Raw genomic sequence first — 19,661 nt, 5'->3', positions numbered from 1 at the left:
CGACGAGAACCAGTCCGACGACGACAACTTTCGCAAAAAATCGCTATTCAAGACTCACGTCGTCCGCGTCGACGCCGTCACCGATAAGACCGGCGACTCGCAGTCCGCCGAGTCGCGGTTCCACGAACTGGTAGAGCCCGGTACCGAGAAAGACGAGGCCGGTCAGCAGCGATTGTAACGACATACGTGAGATATATCAGACTCTGGAAATATATTTCGGATTGGTGTACTGTGAGAATTCTTCAGTCGATTCGTGGGGAACGCTACACTCTCGACAGCGACCCGACTGGCGTCACATCACCGTTTCGAAACGCGTAAACGGCAACGTACTAATCGACCGTATTCCGGAAATTCACCGGATGATAGGGGTAGACTACCGTTTTCGAGATTCAAAATGGGCCGCTCGCACGGGAGTAATCGAGCTGTTTCTCGGAGCGCATATTGGTGGTGTTCGCGTCTGAGTGCCGCTGGCTGTGAGGATTCGATCCGTGACAGAGGATCGGCGCAGTCTCATCGGTTTCTTCACCCACGTCCTCAAAACTGGATTCGCCGATACATTCCCGGATTCTGCCGGCAAATCAGCTGTTTCAGGATTCTCGAATAGCGCCAATTCAGCGTTGCGAACGTTTCATCAAACGCCATCCTCAGACGCTCTCGGTGGTGAATTCGGCGAATTATCCTGAATCCTACGGACTACCGACTCAGCTATACTCCATCGTTCGAAGCCGAGTTAATAACGATACAAATCTGTTCCCTATAGCGATCATAGGGCACAGAGATCGATTCCAATAACAGGACATTATTAACTCCGTTTCGGGCGTTTCAACGCCGCTCGCTTTGATTTGCGGATTCACCACCGAATCTCACTCCCAACCTTCGCCCAGCAACTGCATACTCGATCATACATTTCCACAATACAGGCCTTCTCCCAGGCTATTTTAGAGGTGCACTTGCGCAGAGCGAGTCCGAGCGTCGCGTTCGGGACAGCACAGGCTCTGAACTGTCAGACGAAGAGGTGTGGCTGGCAGACGGGGAGTGTTCAACTTCCCGCGGCTACAGTCACAAGAGATCGGTATCGCTATAAGACAGAGTTTCGCCATACCCCCGCCGCTGTCTTGTGGATTCGTCCGCGAGCGGTCTCTTGCGTTTGCAGCCACCACTGTTATTCGATTGCGCCGGACATTGAATCTATGCCCGATCTCGGTAATCCAGCTGGTTTCGATATCGAAACAGTGCTGACCGGCTCGGGAGTCACACTCTTGCTCTCCGCCGGTATCGCAAAGTACGGCAACCATCTCGACTACAGTTCGGCGGAACTATACGGCATCGGCGGTGCCGTCCTCGTCGGACTCGGCGTCGTTTTCGGACTCGTTCTCGTCGCAACCGGCAACCGGTAACTCGCTATCGATGCTTTCACACTACTGGTGCCGTCGGAATCCCCGCGCTCGAGTCCGGCACTCGCAACCGGTCTCCGACGGGGGCAACTTCGGCGTTGTGATGGCCGATCTCGGTTTTTGCCGCTATACCGCTGAACACGGCTGAAGACGGTGGAGAAAGTCGTCAGGTGGTCTCGAACACCGAGCGTGCGCAGAAGTCGAGGTGGAAACCGGTACTCTCCTCACCGTGAGACGAACAAAAACGGGTACTCGTTGTCCTCCCGTCGGCGACCAGTCTCGCGGCACCGGCGAAATCGTTCGTCACCGTCGCTTCAACTGGATCTCCGTCTCCGTGACAGCGGCGACTCGGTTCGATTCGATAGCCTGGGTTCCCTCTGCGTCACCGAAACCCAATTTCTGTTTCAGTTCGTCGGTGAACCCTGGATCGAAGTCGACGTACAACGTGTTTCCTTTGACGTCGGCGACGATGCCCACTTGCTTCCCGTCCGGGTCGACCACGTCCTTTCCTTTCTCTTCCTCGGTGAATTCGACCATTTTGAGCACCTCCTTCTAAAAAGGCGTGTAATAATCGGTTAATGATTTTGGCCCCGTGAGTGGCCCGCTCTTTATAGGGTCGACGCGTTCGATGGCATCTGATTTTCGACCGCCGACTTCGGCTAACTACACGTCCACACAGACGCCGGTGGTCGGGAGGCAGACTCGTCGAGTGCGGTGCTCGCGGCGACGGCGTAGCACGCGACCGCCGAGCACCGCCATGGTCGCTCCCGCGACCACGCCGCCAACCACGACGGGGTACGAGACGGCCAGCAACACGGCGAGGAACGCCAGATACGCCGCCAACCATCCCACGAGCGTTTTGCGAAAGCCGTGCGTCGAGGACGGGGTCTGTTGCCGGTTCGGCAACTGAGTCGGTATCGATCTCATCACGAATAGATAGTGGACGGCCGTCAACATAAACATAATCTGAATTACATTTCTGTAGGGGAAGTTACTGAAATCGATTTCAGCGGAGTTGAGGAGTTTTGTCCGAACAGAGCGGTCTCTGATGGTGCCGGAAGGTGTGTCTCGTTCACCCCTCTCGCTGTTCGCCCAGCGGCTCCGACCGGTCTCGATACACCGCGTAGACGCGCTCGGCCCACCGGCGGGCGATCGCCGTATCGGAGTCGACGAACACTTGCAGCACGCCCGTCCGCTCGTCGTAGCCGCCGATTCCGACGCGGTCGTCGAAGATGGCGAGACCGTACGGAAACGCCTCGCGCGTCCGGAGTTTGAGATGACCGTGGTCGAGGGCGGCGCTCGCTCGTTCCGGATACATCTCGACGAGCCGTTCTACCGTATCCGGCAGGGAGATGAGCTCGGTGTCGGTGTTCTCGAGCAGTCGTTCATGGAACGAATCGAGCGAGAGCGGCACCATGTGCGTCGTGTTGAAGCCGCGGAACGTCGTCGACGCCTCGACCAATGAGAGAAATCGTTGCACCGGTCGGTACGGATCGTCGGGGGCCGCCACCGTGACGGTCGCGTCGGCGAACGGTTCGACGACGAACTTCTGATGGTTTTCGCAGATCGAATCGAGGAGCGGCGCGAGCCGGTGTGCGGTGGCGAGATTTTTCTCGAAGCGCACCACCTCTTCCGCGACCGCCTGTCCGTATCCCGTCAACTCGAATCGTCCGTCCACTTTCCGCGCGAGGTCGCGGTCGGAAAGCCACCGGGTGAAACGGTGGCTGGTCGCGCGTGACACGTCCAACGCCGCCTCGATCTCGCGTCGGTCGAGCGGCGCGTGAAAGAGCGCTTCAAGCACCGGCCCGTGCCGAATGACGTTGATCAGGTCGTCAGTGTTCCCGTGGCGTTCCGATTCGGTCCGTTCGTCGCCGACCGTTCGGAGTTCGAGATGCGTCTGAAACAGTTCGTCGAGGATGGACGTGCTTTCGTCTTCGTTCTCGCCGGTGCGAATCCGACGTCGGGACTCCTCGTTGCTCCCTCTCATACGAGAGATTTGGTACCGATTAACATAGAAATGTCGCGTCTCACACCATGAGACAGGTTTCGAGCGACGACCGCGGTGTTGACAGATGAGGCTATCGACCGCCCCGTCCTAGAGTAATGTAGGGACGGCCACTCGATGCGCACCGATTCACATCGAGTCGCTTCACACGAGACCGTGTGACCAACTGATCGGTTCGACGTCGGTCGGTTGCTCCCGGGGAGAACACCATGACACTCACCCGTTCACCGATCGATTCTGAATCGCAGACGACCTCACCGTGGCAGTCGCCGACGGTGCGAATCGTCCTCGCGGCGACCCTGTTGGCACCGCTCGGCGTTCCGCTGATCAGTCCGACGCTACCCGCTTTCCGCGACGCGTTCGGTATCGCCGACGCGCAGGCGAGTCTGCTCATCAGCACCTACTTCCTCACGGGCATCGTGCTGTCGCCGTTCATCGGCCTGCTCGCCGACCGAATCGGCCGCCGGACCGTTCTCATCGGGTGCCTCATCGTGTTCAGCCTCGCCGGTGGTGCCATCGCGTTCGCGCCGAGTTACGAAGTCGTGATCGCACTCCGCATCGTTGGCGGCACCGCTGCAGCTGGCATCTTCATCACGACGGTGACGCTCATCGGCGATACGTTCGAGGGAACGCAGCGAAACAGTGTCCTCGGAATGAACAACGCGGTGCTCTCGGCTGGGGCCGCAACGTTCCCGCTCCTCGGCGGTGCGCTCGCCACCCTGGGATGGAACGTGCCGTATCTGGTCTACCTAGCCGGCCTGCCGCTCGGGCTGTACGCCGTCAGACATCTCGAAGAACCGGCCCACGACCGAGACTCGCAAGGCATCGCGTATCTCCGCCGCGCCGTCCGCGTGCTCAGCGGCGTGGACGCGCTCGTCCTCTACGGTGCGGCGTGTATGACCGAATTGCTGTTGTTCGGCGCCGTCATCACGATACTGCCGTTCCTCTTGGCGGGGAACTTCGGCATGTCGGCCGTGCTCATCGGACTCGTCCTCGCGGTCGGGGAGGCGGCGTCCGTGATCGTCTCAGCGAAGAACGGATGGTTCGCTCGCTATCTCTCGAACTACGGCCTCATCGCGATCGGCTTCGCGTGCTACGCGGTCGGCCTGTTCGGCGCGTGGCTGGCACCGACTCCGGTCGGCATCACGCTCGCGATGATCGTGTTCGGGGCCGGTCTGGGGCTCTCGATGCCGGCGGTCGACGCTGCGATCAGCGACCTCGTCTCGTCTGGCCTCCGCGGCGGCGCGCTCAGCCTGCGCAACAGCACGACGTTCTTGGGACGCGCGGCCGGGCCGGTGCTGTTCGCCAGCATCGCCGCGACGACGGGATACTACCCCTTGTTCGTCGCCAGCGGCGTCGTCGCACTCGTAATCGCACTCTCCGTGTTCGGAATGCGTGTGTACCAACGGCGACACGTTGCGCTCGTCGACGAGCAGTCGGCGTGACGACCGTCGCGCATCGGTCGTATACCGGCTCGCAGACGCCGCACGAGTTCGCCTTTCTCGCCCCCGTTTAAACGCCGAGTGGAGAGACTGACGCGAGTGAACTGACCCCCACCGTGCGGAAACGAGTCCGTGTGCACTCTCGCCTCGCTCGGTTCAGGTGTGTTTTGACGCGGTCGTGATCGGTCGTCATCTCGGTCGGTGTGAGTCGGCTAGGCATTGTTCACGCGCTGGCTGGTCGTTTCACCGCACTCCAAGCACGTCGTCACTCGATAGGGTTCGTGCGAGAACTCCGAATTGGTATTTTTCGGGCTCTCCGTGTGCAGTTCGATCGATACCTGATGGGGCGTCTCGCGAAGACACTGCTCACACGCTTCGACGCTCTCCAGTGTTAGTCGTGGCTGTCATTTTCACTCACCTTATCTGCGGAATCGCTTCTAGAAGCACCGACGGCGGTTCCCCGACCAACTCACGAAAGCCCCGGACGCACACGCCTTCAGTTGCTCTGGCAGGCAGGGAGGCACGGTGATACATCGGCGCTGCCCGAGGCGTGTACATCGACGATCAGCTCGTACTCGGAGCAGTCTCCATCATACTCCGCCTGCGAGACCGCTCTCGGGGTTAAGGTCGTTCTTTTGCCTGCTGCACGGGCCGCAATCATCGATGTCTGTGTGTTAGAACGAATGTACGCTGGATAGGCCTAAGGCCCCATGAGCGGAACGTTTTATATACTCCCGAAAGCACGGGAGCCAGCAAGACAAAACCGAATGGGTGAGTTCAAAACTGCGATATCGCTACCTAGCCCCAACAAGTGATTCGTCGGTCGTAGTTGGTCACTCCCGACGAGAAAACCGCGAGACAGCGCGATGTGCGGGACCGGATTCGAACCGGCGGACCCCTACGGGACAGCGTCCTAAGCGCTGCGCCGTTGGCCTAGCTTGGCTACCCGCACGCAGTATCAAATTCCGAAGTCGGCGATAAGAACCTGTCGCTCTCGTCGGACGAGCGTTTATATTCGACGGCGCGCTACCTATCTGCCGTGTATCGGGCACGTGACCAAGTCGAAAACGAATCGTGGCTCGCAGAACTCCAACAGGCCGCAGACCGCCTCGAACTCGAAACGGGCGCTCGGTCGCGCGCGGCCGACCTCTTTCTCACCACCATCTCCGACAAGGACGATGCCGAGGAGCGTTCGAAGCGCGCGGTCGCGGCGGCCAGCCTCTACGCCGGGTCGCTCATCGAGGGCGACCAGCGGTCGCAGCAAGCGGTGGCCGATGCGGTTGGCGTCGCACGGCTGACAATTCAGCAACGCTGGAAGTCGATCCTCGAAGAGGCGGGACTACAGCCGCCGTCGTGGTGACTCCGTTCCTCCGAAAATCAGTCGCGTCCGTCGCGCCCGGGGGTGAGGTTCCCGTGTTCGTCGATCTCGCCTCGGACGATTCGGGTGCTGGAGATGATGTCGCCGTCCTCCGCCTCCACGTGCGGCACCACGACGATGTCGAGCGGGTCGTACCCTCGCTCTTCGCGGATATCGTTGATTCGCTCGCCGCCGTCTTTCGTCTCGGGGGAGACGATGAGCACGTCGAACTTCGCTTCGGTGGCGATGCCCGTCGGCTCCGTGAGTCTCCGGACGTCGAACTCGCGGTCGTACTCCTCGGCGAGCGTCCGGAGGTCGGCTTCAAGGTCGCGCTTTCGCACCTCGAACGAGCGGATGTGTCTATCCACGTTGCGCGTCTTCGGCGCGAGGTCGTCGCTCGTCAGCCCGACGGTCACGTCACCCAATTCGAACGCTCGCTTGAACAGCGCCCTGTGACCGTCGTGAACCGGGTCGAAAGTCCCGCCCAACGCAACGTCCATATCCCGCCGAATGATTCGGCGTGGTTTATCACCTTCGGAACTCGCCGGCATCGCCGGCGTCAGACGGGGCGCGCACCATCCCGATATCGGTCGTACAGCTTCTCGGCCCAGTCCAGAAAGTCGCGGTCGTCGCACTCCACGAGCGCCCTGAGCTGTCCCTCGTCGTCGTACGCGCCCGCGAGCGCCCAGTCATCCCCGAGCGTCACTCCGAGTTCGATCGGCCCGTCGTACTGGTAGATGTCGATGGCCTGCCGTACGACCCGAAATTCCAGCGGGTTGCGCGACCGCGCGATTTCGACTCGCTCCGCGGGCATGACGAGTTCGGTCTCGACGCCGGAGAGGACGAGTTCGGCGTGAGCGTCGTGGTAGAGCCGGCTCAGAACGGGCGCGAGCATTCGAATCGACCGGGTTCGGCGTTCGCGCAGTCGGCTCACGTAGTGACTCACCGGGGCTTGCGGTTGCTCGGGCGACGCGGTGACGAGCGTCGCGTCGCGCAACCACTCCGGGTTCGGCGCGTGCCTCGCGTCGGGGAGGTGCCGGAAGAAGGGGTCGTACTCCGCGATCGTTGCCATCGTCTCGACGTACGCCTCGTGGGTTCGAGCGACGAGGTCGCCGCTGGTGGTGAGCGCGTACTCTCCCTCCCGTTTTCGCACCCAGCCGCGGTCGGCGAACTCCGAGAGGTTGCGCTGGACGCTTCGGTGCGATACGTCGGTCGCCGCTGTCACGTTGCGCGGGGAGCCGGGCCGTTCTCGGAGGTGGACGAGCAGGCGCAGTCGCTCGGGCGACCCCGCGAGAAACGCGACGGATTCGGGCGCGTCCATCGGGAAGAGACTACTTGAAGCGGTGACGTAAATCCCCCTCTTCGCTCGAACTCAGTCTCGCGGTCGAAACGTGATTCTTAAGGGGCGAACGGGTGTCGTTTCGTGTATGAGTGACGAACAAGAGGCGGAAGTAGCCGAGGACGAAGAGTCAGAATCGCAAGACGGACTGCAGGAAGGCGACTTCATCAGCCTCAATTACACTGCACGCACGGTCGAAGACGGTGACCTCGTGGACACGACCAGCGCCGACGTCGCGGAAGAGGAGGGCGTCGAAGCGGAAGACCGAGAATTCGGCCCGCGCACCATCGTGCTCGGCGCAGGCCACATCTTCGAGGATGTCGAAGAGGATATCTACGGCAAGGAAGCCGGCGACGACGGCACCGTCACCGTCGAACAGGCGTTCGGCGAGTACGACAACGAGCAGGTTCGCACGGTGAGCGCCGACAAGATTTCGGAAGACGACCGCTACCCCGGTGCGCGCGTCAACGTCGACGGGCAGCAGGGCCACGTCGAGACCATCATCGGCGGTCGCGCGCGAGTGGACTTCAACCACCCGCTCGCCGGCGAGGATTTGGAGTACGAGTACGAGGTTCTCGAGGAGGTCGAGGACGCCGACGAGAAGGCGAAGGGCCTGTTCTCGATGTACATCGACGCCGACCTCGACATGTGGATTCAGACGGACGAAGTGGAAGAGGAGGTCGAGGACGAAGAGGGCGAAACCGAGACCGAGACGGTCGAGAAGGAGACGCTCTACATCGAGGCGACACCCCAGCTCTCGATGAACCAGCAGTGGATGTTCCAGAAACAGCAGATTGCACAGGACGTCATCGACCGCCTCGACCTGGATCGCGTCATCGTGCAAGAGACCATCGAAGGCGGCGGCATGGGCGGCATGATGGGCGGTATGGGCGGCATGGGCATGGGCGACGCCGACATCGAAGAGGCGCTCGAAGACGCCGACATCGACGAGGACGAGATCGTCGAGGAACTCGAAGCGGAAGGCGAAGAGGGCGAAGCGGAAGACGTCGAAGAGTGATCGGCGGCTAACCGAACCCGTTTTTCCGCGGTGGACGAGTGTCGGGTATGAGACCTCCGACGCGACTCTTCCACCTCCACTTCAACACACCCGACGTGAGCGGAGCCGAACGGCGACTCGCGGGGCGCAGACTGCCGCTCTATCGGCGATTCGGCCAGATCGACGGCGAGTTTCTCGCGCTCGACGCGAGCGATTCGGATCCCGACGACTTCCGCCTCCAGAACGCCCAGCGCGGCTACGTCAACGTCACCATCGCGCCGGGACGGCGACCGCACTTCGACCACCTCGGCCTCTGTACGACCGCGTTCGACGCGCTCTGCGACCGCGCGGCGGAGCGGGGCTGGTCGGTTCGCAGCCGCGACGGGCGACGAACGTTCGTCATGACGCCGTGGCGGTTCCGGGTCGAACTCCACCCCCACGGAAGCGACGTGGAGGCGGATCTTGGCTCGTGGGAGGTCGCGCACCTCGAGCGCGTCGAACTCACCGTTCCCGACCCCGACGCGGACGACGAGTTCCGGGCGGTGTTCGGCGACGTTCCGGGGCTCCGAATTCGACGGGGCGACGACGTCGAAGTGCCGCGATTTTGCCTCGCCGGGAGCGCATTCCCGGACGGAGCGCGGGTCGAGACGGACGCCGTGTTCTGACGCGACGACCTCAGTGACTGTTCTCCCCAATAACTCCCTCCCGCCCACTCTCCTCCGATTACCCCGTCGAGTTTTCGGTATCTATCTCGCCGACGTGCCACTCTCCAGTAGTGGCGTTTCGAACGACCGACCGCTCGACGGTTCCGTTTTTGATCACGACGTCCGGTCTCGGCTTCGAATCGGGATTCGTCACGGCGGGCGGAACGACCGACTCGTTCGCGGCTTCTTGAACCGTCGTGTTTCGCACAGACACGTTCGCCACCACGATCCGATCGATCGACACTCCTTCGACGGTCACGTTCGCCAGCACGTGGCGCTGGATGACGCGGTCTTTCACGCCGGGGTCGAAGAGGCTGCCACCGGGCACGTTCCAGATGGAACGATTTCTGACGACGATCTGTCTCGCGGTGACGTTCGTCAGCGTCCCGTTTTCGATCTCGAGTTCGGCGACGGAGACGTTCCGCAAGGTGACGTTCTCCTGTGTTTCACCGTCCACGCGAAGCCTGCGGACGAGCACGGAATCGACCGTCGCGTTCCGCACCGTCACGTTTCGCAGCGCCCACGTCCGGATGGTCGCGTTGTCGATGGACACCTTGTACTGGAGGGGTGAGAGCTGGCCGAACTGCGAGGCTCCGTTCGTCTGTGCCGCCGTTCCACCGGCGAACGGCGCGACCCCCGAGAGCAGGAGAAGAAACGAGAGAACGACCGCGGTTCGCGGGCCGATTCGAGTTCCCATACGCGCCAGAGTTACGAGGAAGGGCATAAACCGGCGCGACCGTTTCCGTCGGTTCGTCGGGTTAGGCCGTCGTTTCTCACTTCACGCTGATATGTGCGGCGAGATCGTCGCGGATGATGGTCTCGCAGTACTCGCAGCGGACGCCGTCCGCGAGCACCGCGAACTTCGACTCGACCGGTTCGCTCTCGGTCGTGATGCAGTTGCTGTTCGGGCAGGAGAGGACGCCGACCACCTGTTCGGGGCGCTCCAACCGATGCTTTTCTGCCACTTCGTACTCGCGGATGATGTTGATGGTCGCGTCGGGCGCGATGAGCGAGAGCACGTCCACCTCATTCTGGCTCAGCTCGCGCCCCTCGACTTTCACGATGTCCTTGCGACCCATCCGGTCGCTCGGGACGTTCATCCCGACGCTGATCGCTTCGCCCTCGCTCCCGTCGATGCCGAGGATGGCGAGGACGTTGAGCGCCTGTCCGGCGCGGATGTGGTCGATGACGGTGCCGTTTCGAATCTTACTGACGCGGAGTTCGTGTTCGCTCATCGTTCCTCCAGCATGGAATCGAGCAGTGCCATGCGCACCGGAACGCCGTTGTGTGCCTGTTCGAAGTACGCCGCGTGCTGCGTATCGTCCACCTCGGCGGCGATTTCGTCCACGCGCGGCAAGGGGTGCATGACGGTCAGGTCGTCCGACGCCTCCTCCAGCGTGTCGAGGTCGATCCGATACTCGCCGGCGATTTCGCGGTACTCGTTCTCGTCTGGGAAGCGTTCGCGTTGGATGCGGGTGACGTAGAGCACGTCGAGGGTCGGTAGCACGTCCTCGATGTCCGTGTGCTCGCGGACGTTCGCACCCGCCTCGTGGAGGTCGTAGCGAACGCTTCGGGGAAGCTTGAGGCTCCCCGGACTGACGAAGTGTTGGCGGGTGTCGAAGTTCGTCAGCGCGTGGGCGAGCGAGTGAACCGTGCGCCCGTACTTCAGGTCGCCCATGATACCGATGGTGAGATCGTCGAGTCCCGCGCTCTCCCGGATCGTGTAGAGGTCGAGCAGGGTCTGGGTCGGATGGTGACCCGCCCCGTCGCCCGCGTTGAGCAGGGGGACGTCCACGAAATCGCTCACCATCTTCGCCGCGCCCTGACTCGGGTGGCGCAACACGAGCGCGTCGGCGTATCCTTCGACGACCCGCGCGGAGTCGGCGAGCGACTCGCCTTTCTTCACGCTCGACGATTCGACGGAACCCATGTCCACGATATCGCCACCAAGGCGCTTGATGGCGGTCTCGAAGCTCATCTTCGTGCGGGTGCTCGGCTCGTAGAACATCAGTCCGAGCAGTTTCCCCGCGTGTCGATCCGCGAACGCCGCCGGGTCGGCGTCGATCTCGGCGGCGCGGTCGAGGACGCCCTCGATGTCCGCGCGCGAGAGTTGTTTCGTGTCGATCAGGTGGTCGTGCCGCATCGTTCGACAAGGGGGGAGCGCGCGTATTGAAAGGCACGGGTCGCCCCGAACCTTAAATCGGATGACGCGACCACACTCGCCATGCTCGCTATCGCCGGCGGAAAAGGCGGCTGCGGAAAGGCGACCACGACGCTCGGACTCGCGGGCACGCTTGGCAGAACCCGCCGACCGGTGCTCGCCGCGGACGCCGACCTCGACATGCCCGACCTACATCTGCTCGCGGACGTGGAGGCCGACCCGAATCTCGCGACCGTCGTGGGGGGCGGAGCGGTCGAAGACGCCGCCCACTCCCCGCCTTCTTTCTCCGGCGTGGACGTCGTGCCCGCACCGCAGTCGCTCGGCGAGGCGGTCGATCTCCCTTCGGCGCTCTCCCGCCTTGTTGCGACCGCGGATCACGTGCTCGTGGACTGTCCTGCCGGGGCGGGGCGGGGCCGGACGCCGCGACCCCGCTTCGAATCGCGGCGGACGCGCTGTTGGTGACGACGCTCGACCCGGCCTGTCTCCGCGACACGGCCAAAACCGTCGCGATAGCGCGTGCGCTCGACGCGACGGTCGTCGGGTGCGTCCTCGTCCGGACGGAGCGAACACCGGCGAACGTCGAGCGACTGTTCGACTGTCCCCTGCTGGCGTCGGTTCCGGAGGTGGACGCGCCGGTGCTCGCAGACGAGTCGGTCGTGCGGGCGTACGACCGACTCGCGTCGGCAGTCCTGACCAAACACTTATGAACGCTGTCTGAATTGTCACATCTATGGTGGGGCGGCTCTTGACCGCCATCCCGATTCTCGACCGGGAACCCGACGGCAGAATCCCTCCGGGAAGCACGGTGGCGCTCTGTGCGCCCCCCGCCAGTCAGGCGGAGCTCCTGTTGACGGAGTTCACGGTCAGTCGCCCGACGCTGTATCTGACGACCGACCGCGACGAGGAGACGGTCAGCGTGAGGTTCAGGCGCGTGCAGGGTCGCCGAACGCCCGAGGTGCGCTACGTTCCGGGGGACGCCCCGCTCGAACACGCGCGACGACTATTTTTCGCCGACTGCCGGGCGGTTCGACGCTCGTCATCGACTCGATGAATCTGCTCGAACAACTAGACCCGAGTCGATATCGGAACTTCCTGCACGACCTCCAACAGCACGTCGGAGGAACGGACGGGCTCGCCGTGCTCCACTGCCTCGACGGGCGGAGCATCCCCAACCAATGCGACATCACCGAACACGTCGGCAACGTGGTGTTTCAGCTTCGCACCGAGATATCGGGCGACCGCGTGGAGAACCGACTCGCGGTGCCGAAGTTCCGCGGCGGACGGGCGCTTCCCGAGACCATCAAACTCCAACTCACGGAATCGGTGTCCATCTACACGAGTCGAGATATCGCGTGAAATCGGAACTGTTGGGAACCTGTTGCGCCGTTCTTACCGACGCTCGTCTATTCGGCGCATCTGCTCCCGGTGGAGCGTGACGATCATATCGGAGAGGACGCCGAACATGAGCAACTGCACGCCGAAGATGATGGCGACACCGGCGACGACTGCCAGCACCTCGTGGGAGACGCGTGGCGGGATGAACCACTCGATACCGACGTAGATTCCTAGAACGACGCCGAGGAGACCGCTTAACATCCCCATACTGCCGAAGTAGAATAGGGGGTTGTTCGTCTTCGCGAGCTGGTAGAGCGTCATGATGATGTTGCCCCCGTCCCAGATAGGGTGGAGGTTCGTCTCGGAGTCCTCCGGTCGCTCCTCGTAGCGAATCGGGACGACGGTCGTCGGGATGCCGTGTTTCACGCACTCGACGGCGAGTTCGGTTTCGACGCCGAACCCGTCGGAGGTGAGGTACGCTCGTTCCGCGGATTTCCGGGTGAATGCGCGGTAGCCGCTCAGGATATCTTGAAAGTCCTGCCCGTGGATGACCAGAAACGCGCGGTTGATGATCCGGTTCCCGAACCGATTCAGGCGGGTCATCGACCCCTCGCCCATCTCGGCGAAGCGGTCGCCGATGACGTGTTCGTAGCCGTCGTCGAGGGGGTCGAGCATCCGCTCCACGTCCTCGGGGGAGTAGGTCCCGTCCCCGTCGAGCATCAGGACGTACTCGGTTTCGATGTGGTCTAACCCTTCGCGGACGGCCTGTCCTTTCCCCACCCCGCTCTGTTCGATGACGCGAGCGCCGCAATCCGTGGCGATGTCCCGCGTCTCGTCGTCGGAGTCACCGTCGACGACGAGGACGTTTGAGAAGCCTCGCTCTCGGAACCCGTCGACGACCTCACCGATGGTCTCGGCTTCGTTCAGCGTCGGGATGAGCACGCACACGTCCTCGCAGTCGGGCATTGTCAGGCAAGTGGGTACCGAGGAGTTAAAAGCCCAACCTTTCGCCCGAACCCGGTGTCACCAACTAATCCATAGATGTTTAAAACAAAACGCCCAAGGGCCGGATATGAACCGGCTTGCGAGGGCCGCTGCGGTCGTCGTCGCGGTGGCCGCTCTTCCCTATCTCGCCTTTCTCGCCCTGTACGGGCTGGTGCGCCCGGACGGTTCGCCCGCCGACAAGCGGGAGGCGGAGCCGACCGTGAGTATCGTATTGCCGACGTACAACGAGGCGGACATCATCGAGACGAAAATAGCCGACCTGCTCGAACTGGATTACCCGATGGAGAAGGTCGAACTCATCGTCGTCGATTCGAGCGACGACGAGACGCCCGACTTGATTCGGGGGTATCTCGCCGACCGCGACCACCCCGAACTGACCCTCATCGGGGAGGACGAACGCCGCGGGCTCGCGGTCGCGCTCAACGAGGCCTACGCCGCGGCGAACAACGAGATGGTGGTCAAGACCGACTGCGATTCGTTCGTGGCCGAAGATACTCTTCGAGTGGCGGCGGCGAACCTCGCCGACCCCGACGTCGCGGCGGTCACCGGACAGAACGCCGAGGTGCTCGGCGGGAGCGAGGTCGAAGCGGGATATCGCGGCGTGCAAGCCCACATCCAGACGCTCGAATCGCACCTCGACTCGACGCTCATCTTCCACGGACCCTTCTCGGCGTTCGAGAACGGCGCCATCGTCCCCGTCGACCGCGATTCGTTGGCCGACGACACCGAACTCGCCCTAAAGATTCGGCGGAACGGGAAGCGAGTCGTCTTCGACCCGGCGATTCAATACAGTGAAGCGTCCCACTCGGATTTCAAAAAGCGTCGGTTGCAGAAAGACCGGCGCGGGATGGGACTGATTCGGTTGCTGGTTCGCCATCGTGACGCGGTCGGTCGGTACGGCAAGTACGGCGCGGTCGTGCTCCCGTTCAACTGGTGGTTCATGGTCGTCTCGCCGTGGTTGGTGGCGCTGGCGATCGGGCTGTTGACGGGGGCGGCGTTGGTCGCGGCCGGACCGTTCGGGCTAGTCGTTCCTACCGGGCTCTGGTTGTTTGTTCGGTTAGGTGGGAGTGATCGGTTGGGGGCGTTCCAGCCAGTGTATGCCATCTTCGACACGCAGGTGTCGCTGTTTCGAGCGAGTCTAGAGCTGTTGCAAGGTGAAGGAGATGGAACATGGGAGATAGACGAGGAGTTGCGGGAAGCGTTCGAGTGAGACGAATAGTAGCACGGTAGAACCGGCTTCCTTCGTATTTAGGTAAGGTGAGTGAGAAAACTTATGTATTCCAAGGAGTCTGAAAGGGATAAGGAATGTCGGACGAACCACCCTCGGTCGCTATCCTCCACGACCGATTTCCGCAGATAGGGGGTGGCGAGAAGTTCGCCATTGAGGCGGCACGCACGCTCGATGCGTCAATTTACACGATGTACGTCTATCCCGGTACGGAGATTCCTGATGACGTGCGCGTCATCCCCATCAAGCAGGAGAAGTACGCACGAGGTTTATCAAAGCACGTCCTCGCGTGGAAGAACGAAGGGTCGAATCCGCTCGAAACGCTCTCCGTGGCGATGGATATGACCGACGCGCATCCGGATCTCACCGAGTACGACGTGATTCTGGAGAGTGCTCCGCTGTCCAAACACTACATTCCAACGGTCGACCAGACCATCATCCACTATCCGCACAGTCCACCGCGATGGCTCTACGATCTCTATCGTGACCGAATGGCGTCGTTCGACTACCCCGGCGTTCGATTTGCGCTGAAAACCTACGCGAAGTGGTGGCGCACACTGGACAAGGAGGCCAACGACTACGTCGATACGTTCGTTGCCAACAGCGAACTCATCCGCGACCGGATTCGGCGGTACTACCACCGCGACGCGGAGGTAATCTACCCACCCGTAACCGGCGACTGGCGCAACGAAGGGGACGACGGCTACTTCGTCACGTGGTCACGGCTCGCCCCCGAGAAACGAATGCCGCTGATCGCCGAGGCGTTCACCGAACTGGACGAACACCTCGTCATCGCGGGCGACGGAGCAGACCGGCCGAAACTTGAACGCATCGCATGCGGCCACGACAACGTCGAAGTGCGGGGGTTCGTCGACGACATCGAATCGCTCGTGGCGCGTTCGACGGCGGTCATCTACGCACCCGTTCAGGAGGACTTCGGACTCGTCGGAGCGGAGGCGCTGATGGCTGGAAAACCGCTGCTCGGTGTTAATGAGGGATTCACGAAGTACCAAGTCGAGGAAGGTGTGACTGGTGAGTTGTTCGAACCGACGGTGGTGTCGATTCGGGAGACGGTTCGGGCGTTCGATGCGACGGACTACGAGAGAGATGTGATACAGAAGCACGCAGAAAAGTACAGCTACGAAGCGTTTCGAGAAGGGCTTCGCACGGTTGTCTACCATGCTGGGGAAGATTCATGACAATTGTACAAACAATTTCAGAAGAAAAGCCAGAAATATCGGTCGTTATACCGACGCTTCCATCAAACAGTCACGACGAGGTAGTCGAGTGCCTCGCAACACAGACTTTCGATTCATTCGAAGTTCTAGTCGTAAATGACGCCGATCTCGATATCTGTGAAGCCCGGAATGTCGGTATCGAGGCCGCCTCAGGCGATATCATGGCGCTAACGGATGATGACTGTCGACCTAAATCAGAATGGTTGGTTAGCATTTGGAATGAATTTGACGCGCATCCAGATCTTATTTGTTTAGAAGAGGCAGTCCACGGCGGACGAAATTATAACGGAACCAGAAAGTACGTGGGCTGTAATCTCTCTTTCAACCGCGAAAGTGCGCTCACAGTCGGTGGTTTTAAGAGCAATTATGCTGGTTGGCGTGACGATACTGAATTCGGTTGGAGAATGGAACGAGACGGGGAGGGCTTGTGTCGATACAGCCCACGAGTAAAGATGCAACATCCAGAGCTTCCGCGAGCAAGTATTAATGAAGAAATAGAGATGCAACTAAGAACGGAGTATCCGGACCGATATGAAAATATAATTATACCTGATTCGATTGTCGGGTCTATAAACGATTGGCTTTGGCGTCATGGCTTCTGGAATAAAATCGATAATGTAAGACACAATACCTAACAATGACGAATATTGCACTAGTAGTTCTGGACACACTCCGAAAAGATGCGTTCGATAGACACTTCGACTGGCTCCCCGGACAACGATTTGAGGATGCGTGGAGTACGAGCCACTGGACCGTCCCGTCGCATGGATCGCTGTTCACCGGAAAATACGCGAGTGAAGTGGGTGTCTATCGTAACGCCGAAACGCTCGACTGTGACGAGCCAGTTCTCGCCGAGCAGCTTCGTAGTGCGGGATACACGACGCGAGCGTTCAGCGGGAATGTGAACATTTCACGGCAGTTCGACTTCCATCGCGGATTCGACCAGTTCGAAGGAAGTTGGCGACTCCGCGAGGTTGACCGAAATATGTTCGATTGGGACGGCTTCATCGCCAAGACAGAGGGGATGGGAGTAAAGCGATTTCCGCTCGCTTTCTGGAAATGTATCACGAGCGATTGCAATACAATTCCGTCGTTTCGGTACGGAGCACTACTCAAGCTACGAGATATGGGCTATGGAACGGACCTCGTGGATGACGGAGCTCGTGACGCACTTTCCCTCATTCGGCAGACTGACTTCGGCGAGAAGGAGTTTTTCTTCATGAACTTGATGGAGGCGCACTCACCGTACTCGGCCCCGGAGGAATATCGGACCGTCGAACCCCCTGAAATCAGCGGATTGAACGCGACGATTAACGAACCCGAAGATGATCCGAATCAAATACGAAAAGCGTACGATGACGAAGTCAGATACCTCTCCGATATGTATCGAAAGATGTTCGAAGAGCTTCACGATGACTTCTCGCTCATCATTACCGTAAGCGACCACGGCGAGTTGCTCGGCGAACACGGCGCTTGGGAACACATGTACGGTATCTATCCGGAGCTAGCTCACATTCCGTTGTGCGTCTACGATGGCGAGGACGAGACAGAAACCCGAAGCGAAACCGTTAGCATTCTCGACGTTTACCGGACAATTCTGAACGCCGCTGGCGTCGATTCGGAAAGTCGCGGTCGAGATTTGAGCGAACCTCTCGAGTCCGGTGAGTACCTCACCGAGTATCACGGTATCTCCGACCGGCACTACCACAAACTGAAGAACGATGGGCACGCGGACATCGAACACTTCAACGATGAGCTTCGAGGAATCGCTACCGACGGGTACTACGGTCACGAAACGTTCGACGGTTTCGAAGAACACGGAGAACGAGTCCACTCGGACCCGAAAGAACGGCTTTCCCAACTCGTTTCCCAGCTCACCGTTCGAGAAACTCATGACGATATTGAACTTACTGATTCGATAAAACGACAGCTCGAAGATCTCGGATACGCGTGAGCGCCAGCAGACGACCAACATGACAACGGATGCTACGGACGTCAGTCTAAGCGGCGAGACTGCGAAGGCGACGGTGGCTAAGTTCACAATGGCGTTGAGCGGGTTCGTCGGAACGGTCCTGTTCGCTCGACTGTTAGGCCCCGTATCGTTCGGCGGTTTCTATCTCTTACTCGGACTGGTTAAAATCGCCGATAGACCGATCCACGGCTGGGCTATCGCGGCGAAAAAGCGCTTCTCAGAACACCGTGTTCGAGATGGAACGGTCGTCGGTTCTCAGGCCGTCTTCATCGCGATTTGGCTTGTCGTTGTCGGAGTGGGATCACTAACATTCTCGGAGGCGCTTCGGAATTACACCGGTCTCGTCGCGGCACCGAGTTTGTTCCTCGTCTTGTTGGTATCGGAACCGATGTACGAACCATTCGAGAAACTCTTACACGGACGCGGTCAGGTCGGCGTAGCGACGTGGATCGATGCACTTCGCTCCTATCTGACCCTTCCGTTACAACTCGGATTCATCCTCGCAGGGTTTGGGGTCGCGGGGATGGCATACGGACTTGCGGGCGCAACGGTATTGTCGGTTCCCGTCATTCTCTATTCCCTCCGGACGCTGCCTGAGCTACCATCCTACACGATACTTCGAAGCCTCTGGGAGTACGCTAAATACAGCATTCCCTCAAGTTTCTTCGGAACCATCTACGACCGGTTCGACGTCCTTCTGCTGGGACTACTCCTTACACCTGCCGCGGCAGGTTACTACGAGGTGGCAGCCAAATTAACACTCCCCGCGATATTCGTCGGCTCCACGGCGGCCAGCGGACTGATGGCTCGTGTCAGCGCCAACCGGAGTGAAGGGAACGAAGTTGCTGATGACGTAACCAACACGCTTGCTTTTACGAGCGTACTTGCCATCCCCATGTTCTTCGGCGCGCTCGCGATACCAACCCCGCTTATCGTCACTGTCTACGGCGGCGAGTACGCCCCGGCAGCGACGCTCCTTGTTGGCATCGCGGGCTACCGCCTCCTCAAGTCACAGAACGCACCGCTCACACAGACGGTAAACGGGCTGGACAGACCCGAGGTAACCATGCGAATTTCGGCTGTTGCACTCACAGTCAACGTTATCGTGGGCGTATTACTCGTTCTTCGAGTTGGTCCTATAGGTGTCGTTCTCGCCACGCTTCTAGCAGAAGTCGTCCGCTATCTTTGGCTCGCGGTCGTGATTCGGCGATCGATTCCAAACGTGAAACTCGTACCATCGACGCTCATCGAACAGATGGGTGCGGGATTTCTTATGTTTCTCGTCGTCTCGGTCGCTCACAGGTACCTTCCCGTCCGATCCTGGGCTGATCTCTCACTCTTGCTCTCGGTCGGCGCGAGTACCTACGGTTTCGCCTTACTCGCTGTCAGCACCCGACTTCGCCACACTATCGGAAGCCTTCTCCGAGGCTCACGAATCGAGCGGTTCGTCCCTCGTCCGATTTTGAGGTGGTGAAGCCTATCCC

Annotated in this window: 24 protein-coding genes, 1 tRNA gene and 1 pseudogene; 14 read left to right on the top strand and 12 right to left on the bottom strand. The window is 60.5% G+C overall.

The genetic code is table 11. The features are described from left to right. Positions 1 to 43: 43 nt before the first annotated feature. Positions 44 to 184, bottom strand: coding sequence for a hypothetical protein (locus tag LIW51_RS09275; RefSeq protein WP_227373782.1), 141 nt, complete (start codon positions 182 to 184; stop codon positions 44 to 46). Between the two features lie 304 nt (positions 185 to 488). Here LIW51_RS09275 and LIW51_RS09270 point away from each other — a divergent pair, with 304 nt between their 5' ends. Both LIW51_RS09270 and LIW51_RS09265 read left to right on the top strand, forming a co-directional pair. After that, a complete protein-coding gene (locus tag LIW51_RS09270) occupies positions 489 to 683 on the top strand; it encodes a hypothetical protein (protein WP_227373780.1) in 195 nt (64 codons plus the stop codon). A gap of 507 nt (positions 684 to 1,190) precedes the next feature. Next, a complete protein-coding gene (locus tag LIW51_RS09265; protein ID WP_227373778.1) occupies positions 1,191 to 1,397 on the top strand; it encodes a hypothetical protein in 207 nt (68 codons plus the stop codon). Between the two features lie 300 nt (positions 1,398 to 1,697). On the opposite strand, the gene LIW51_RS09260 is transcribed toward LIW51_RS09265, so the two are convergent. From LIW51_RS09260 to LIW51_RS09250, 3 genes are all read right to left on the bottom strand, one after another. After that, entirely contained in the window at positions 1,698 to 1,931 is a 234-nt protein-coding gene (locus tag LIW51_RS09260; RefSeq protein WP_227373776.1) for a DUF8593 domain-containing protein, read from the bottom strand. 126 nt (positions 1,932 to 2,057) lie between these two features. Beyond that, positions 2,058 to 2,321 (bottom strand): hypothetical protein, encoded by a 264-nt coding sequence (locus LIW51_RS09255; RefSeq protein ID WP_227373774.1) that lies wholly within the window; start codon positions 2,319 to 2,321, stop codon positions 2,058 to 2,060. 145 nt (positions 2,322 to 2,466) lie between these two features. Next, positions 2,467 to 3,381 carry a helix-turn-helix transcriptional regulator gene (locus LIW51_RS09250; protein WP_227373772.1) on the bottom strand — a complete coding sequence of 305 codons (915 nt, stop codon included), beginning with the start codon at positions 3,379 to 3,381 and terminating at the stop codon, positions 2,467 to 2,469. A 227-nt stretch (positions 3,382 to 3,608) separates the two neighbouring features. On the opposite strand from LIW51_RS09250, the gene LIW51_RS09245 reads away from it, so the two are divergent. Continuing rightward, entirely contained in the window at positions 3,609 to 4,844 is a 1,236-nt protein-coding gene (locus LIW51_RS09245; RefSeq protein ID WP_227373770.1) for an MFS transporter, read from the top strand. Positions 4,845 to 5,053: 209 nt separating this feature from the next. Here LIW51_RS09245 and LIW51_RS39895 read toward each other — a convergent pair whose 3' ends face one another. Next, positions 5,054 to 5,230 carry a DUF7835 family putative zinc beta-ribbon protein gene (locus LIW51_RS39895; RefSeq protein WP_438267368.1) on the bottom strand — a complete coding sequence of 59 codons (177 nt, stop codon included), beginning with the start codon at positions 5,228 to 5,230 and terminating at the stop codon, positions 5,054 to 5,056. Positions 5,231 to 5,708: 478 nt separating this feature from the next. Beyond that, positions 5,709 to 5,793, bottom strand: a tRNA-Leu gene (locus tag LIW51_RS09240). An 87-nt stretch (positions 5,794 to 5,880) separates the two neighbouring features. Between LIW51_RS09240 and LIW51_RS09235 the strand changes: the two genes are divergently transcribed. Next, a complete protein-coding gene (locus tag LIW51_RS09235; RefSeq protein ID WP_227373769.1) occupies positions 5,881 to 6,201 on the top strand; it encodes a transcription initiation factor IIB family protein in 321 nt (106 codons plus the stop codon). A 17-nt stretch (positions 6,202 to 6,218) separates the two neighbouring features. On the opposite strand, the gene LIW51_RS09230 is transcribed toward LIW51_RS09235, so the two are convergent. After that, positions 6,219 to 6,698: a phosphopantetheine adenylyltransferase gene (locus LIW51_RS09230; protein WP_227373768.1), complete on the bottom strand. Its 480-nt coding sequence runs from the start codon at positions 6,696 to 6,698 to the stop codon at positions 6,219 to 6,221. A 59-nt stretch (positions 6,699 to 6,757) separates the two neighbouring features. Further along, entirely contained in the window at positions 6,758 to 7,519 is a 762-nt protein-coding gene (locus LIW51_RS09225; RefSeq protein WP_227373767.1) for a helix-turn-helix transcriptional regulator, read from the bottom strand. 106 nt (positions 7,520 to 7,625) lie between these two features. Between LIW51_RS09225 and LIW51_RS09220 the strand changes: the two genes are divergently transcribed. After that, positions 7,626 to 8,555, top strand: a complete 930-nt coding sequence (locus LIW51_RS09220; RefSeq protein ID WP_227373766.1) for an FKBP-type peptidyl-prolyl cis-trans isomerase — start codon at positions 7,626 to 7,628, stop codon at positions 8,553 to 8,555. Between the two features lie 47 nt (positions 8,556 to 8,602). Further along, positions 8,603 to 9,199, top strand: a complete 597-nt coding sequence (locus LIW51_RS09215; RefSeq protein ID WP_227373765.1) for a hypothetical protein — start codon at positions 8,603 to 8,605, stop codon at positions 9,197 to 9,199. Positions 9,200 to 9,257: 58 nt separating this feature from the next. On the opposite strand, the gene LIW51_RS09210 is transcribed toward LIW51_RS09215, so the two are convergent. The 3 genes from LIW51_RS09210 to pyrB form a co-directional block, all read right to left on the bottom strand. Next, on the bottom strand, positions 9,258 to 9,935 hold the full coding sequence (locus LIW51_RS09210) for a hypothetical protein (RefSeq protein WP_227373764.1): 678 nt from the start codon (positions 9,933 to 9,935) through the stop codon (positions 9,258 to 9,260). A gap of 76 nt (positions 9,936 to 10,011) precedes the next feature. Continuing rightward, positions 10,012 to 10,473 carry an aspartate carbamoyltransferase regulatory subunit gene (gene pyrI / locus LIW51_RS09205; RefSeq protein WP_227373763.1) on the bottom strand — a complete coding sequence of 154 codons (462 nt, stop codon included), beginning with the start codon at positions 10,471 to 10,473 and terminating at the stop codon, positions 10,012 to 10,014. Next, positions 10,470 to 11,381 (bottom strand): aspartate carbamoyltransferase, encoded by a 912-nt coding sequence (gene pyrB, locus LIW51_RS09200; protein WP_227373761.1) that lies wholly within the window; start codon positions 11,379 to 11,381, stop codon positions 10,470 to 10,472. Before pyrB ends, pyrI begins: the two co-directional genes overlap by 4 nt. Positions 11,382 to 11,462: 81 nt before the next feature. On the opposite strand from pyrB, the gene LIW51_RS09195 reads away from it, so the two are divergent. From LIW51_RS09195 to LIW51_RS09185, 3 genes and pseudogenes are all read left to right on the top strand, one after another. Then, on the top strand, positions 11,463 to 11,861 hold the full coding sequence (locus LIW51_RS09195) for a MinD/ParA family ATP-binding protein (protein ID WP_227373760.1): 399 nt from the start codon (positions 11,463 to 11,465) through the stop codon (positions 11,859 to 11,861). After that, complete coding sequence (locus tag LIW51_RS09190) at positions 11,858 to 12,106, top strand: hypothetical protein (RefSeq protein WP_227373759.1); 249 nt, start codon at positions 11,858 to 11,860, stop codon at positions 12,104 to 12,106. The genes LIW51_RS09195 and LIW51_RS09190 overlap by 4 nt, the downstream gene beginning before the upstream one ends. A 23-nt stretch (positions 12,107 to 12,129) precedes the next feature. Continuing rightward, positions 12,130 to 12,755 (top strand): annotated as a pseudogene (locus LIW51_RS09185) (RAD55 family ATPase). 33 nt (positions 12,756 to 12,788) lie between these two features. Here LIW51_RS09185 and aglJ read toward each other — a convergent pair. Further along, the gene (gene aglJ, locus LIW51_RS09180) at positions 12,789 to 13,700 is read right to left on the bottom strand and encodes an S-layer glycoprotein N-glycosyltransferase AglJ (protein ID WP_227373757.1); all 912 of its coding nucleotides are present in this window, start codon (positions 13,698 to 13,700) and stop codon (positions 12,789 to 12,791) included. A gap of 106 nt (positions 13,701 to 13,806) precedes the next feature. Between aglJ and LIW51_RS09175 the strand changes: the two genes are divergently transcribed. The 5 genes from LIW51_RS09175 (at position 13,807) to LIW51_RS09155 (ending at position 19,651) form a co-directional block, all read left to right on the top strand. Next, on the top strand, positions 13,807 to 14,949 hold the full coding sequence (locus LIW51_RS09175) for a glycosyltransferase (protein WP_227373756.1): 1,143 nt from the start codon (positions 13,807 to 13,809) through the stop codon (positions 14,947 to 14,949). A gap of 95 nt (positions 14,950 to 15,044) precedes the next feature. Beyond that, positions 15,045 to 16,166 carry a glycosyltransferase gene (locus tag LIW51_RS09170; protein WP_227373754.1) on the top strand — a complete coding sequence of 374 codons (1,122 nt, stop codon included), beginning with the start codon at positions 15,045 to 15,047 and terminating at the stop codon, positions 16,164 to 16,166. Further along, entirely contained in the window at positions 16,163 to 16,840 is a 678-nt protein-coding gene (locus tag LIW51_RS09165; RefSeq protein ID WP_227373752.1) for a glycosyltransferase family 2 protein, read from the top strand. The genes LIW51_RS09170 and LIW51_RS09165 overlap by 4 nt, the downstream gene beginning before the upstream one ends. Positions 16,841 to 16,842: 2 nt before the next feature. Beyond that, positions 16,843 to 18,159 carry a sulfatase-like hydrolase/transferase gene (locus LIW51_RS09160; RefSeq protein WP_227373750.1) on the top strand — a complete coding sequence of 439 codons (1,317 nt, stop codon included), beginning with the start codon at positions 16,843 to 16,845 and terminating at the stop codon, positions 18,157 to 18,159. A gap of 19 nt (positions 18,160 to 18,178) precedes the next feature. Beyond that, the gene (locus LIW51_RS09155; protein WP_227373748.1) at positions 18,179 to 19,651 is read left to right on the top strand and encodes an oligosaccharide flippase family protein; all 1,473 of its coding nucleotides are present in this window, start codon (positions 18,179 to 18,181) and stop codon (positions 19,649 to 19,651) included. The last annotated feature ends 10 nt before the right edge of the window (positions 19,652 to 19,661 follow it).

Source organism: Haladaptatus halobius (genome assembly GCF_020618475.1).
Lineage (GTDB): Archaea > Halobacteriota > Halobacteria > Halobacteriales > Haladaptataceae > Haladaptatus > Haladaptatus halobius.
This window is presented reverse-complemented; position numbering and strand designations above follow the sequence as displayed.

Bases quoted from the DNA above. Each gene is read 5' to 3' on its own strand.
- LIW51_RS09275 (WP_227373782.1), bottom strand. From the start codon at position 184: ATGTCGTTACAATCGCTGCTGACCGGCCTCGTCTTTCTCGGTACCGGG.
- LIW51_RS09265 (WP_227373778.1), top strand. From the start codon at position 1,191: ATGCCCGATCTCGGTAATCCAGCTGGTTTCGATATCGAAACAGTGCTG.
- LIW51_RS09260 (WP_227373776.1), bottom strand. From the start codon at position 1,931: ATGGTCGAATTCACCGAGGAAGAGAAAGGAAAGGACGTGGTCGACCCG.
- LIW51_RS09255 (WP_227373774.1), bottom strand. From the start codon at position 2,321: ATGAGATCGATACCGACTCAGTTGCCGAACCGGCAACAGACCCCGTCC.
- LIW51_RS09250 (WP_227373772.1), bottom strand. From the start codon at position 3,381: ATGAGAGGGAGCAACGAGGAGTCCCGACGTCGGATTCGCACCGGCGAG.
- LIW51_RS09245 (WP_227373770.1), top strand. From the start codon at position 3,609: ATGACACTCACCCGTTCACCGATCGATTCTGAATCGCAGACGACCTCA.
- LIW51_RS09230 (WP_227373768.1), bottom strand. From the start codon at position 6,698: ATGGACGTTGCGTTGGGCGGGACTTTCGACCCGGTTCACGACGGTCAC.
- LIW51_RS09225 (WP_227373767.1), bottom strand. From the start codon at position 7,519: ATGGACGCGCCCGAATCCGTCGCGTTTCTCGCGGGGTCGCCCGAGCGA.
- LIW51_RS09220 (WP_227373766.1), top strand. From the start codon at position 7,626: ATGAGTGACGAACAAGAGGCGGAAGTAGCCGAGGACGAAGAGTCAGAA.
- LIW51_RS09215 (WP_227373765.1), top strand. From the start codon at position 8,603: ATGAGACCTCCGACGCGACTCTTCCACCTCCACTTCAACACACCCGAC.
- LIW51_RS09210 (WP_227373764.1), bottom strand. From the start codon at position 9,935: ATGGGAACTCGAATCGGCCCGCGAACCGCGGTCGTTCTCTCGTTTCTT.
- pyrI (WP_227373763.1), bottom strand. From the start codon at position 10,473: ATGAGCGAACACGAACTCCGCGTCAGTAAGATTCGAAACGGCACCGTC.
- pyrB (WP_227373761.1), bottom strand. From the start codon at position 11,381: ATGCGGCACGACCACCTGATCGACACGAAACAACTCTCGCGCGCGGAC.
- LIW51_RS09195 (WP_227373760.1), top strand. From the start codon at position 11,463: ATGCTCGCTATCGCCGGCGGAAAAGGCGGCTGCGGAAAGGCGACCACG.
- aglJ (WP_227373757.1), bottom strand. From the start codon at position 13,700: ATGCCCGACTGCGAGGACGTGTGCGTGCTCATCCCGACGCTGAACGAA.
- LIW51_RS09175 (WP_227373756.1), top strand. From the start codon at position 13,807: ATGAACCGGCTTGCGAGGGCCGCTGCGGTCGTCGTCGCGGTGGCCGCT.
- LIW51_RS09170 (WP_227373754.1), top strand. From the start codon at position 15,045: ATGTCGGACGAACCACCCTCGGTCGCTATCCTCCACGACCGATTTCCG.
- LIW51_RS09165 (WP_227373752.1), top strand. From the start codon at position 16,163: ATGACAATTGTACAAACAATTTCAGAAGAAAAGCCAGAAATATCGGTC.
- LIW51_RS09160 (WP_227373750.1), top strand. From the start codon at position 16,843: ATGACGAATATTGCACTAGTAGTTCTGGACACACTCCGAAAAGATGCG.
- LIW51_RS09155 (WP_227373748.1), top strand. From the start codon at position 18,179: ATGACAACGGATGCTACGGACGTCAGTCTAAGCGGCGAGACTGCGAAG.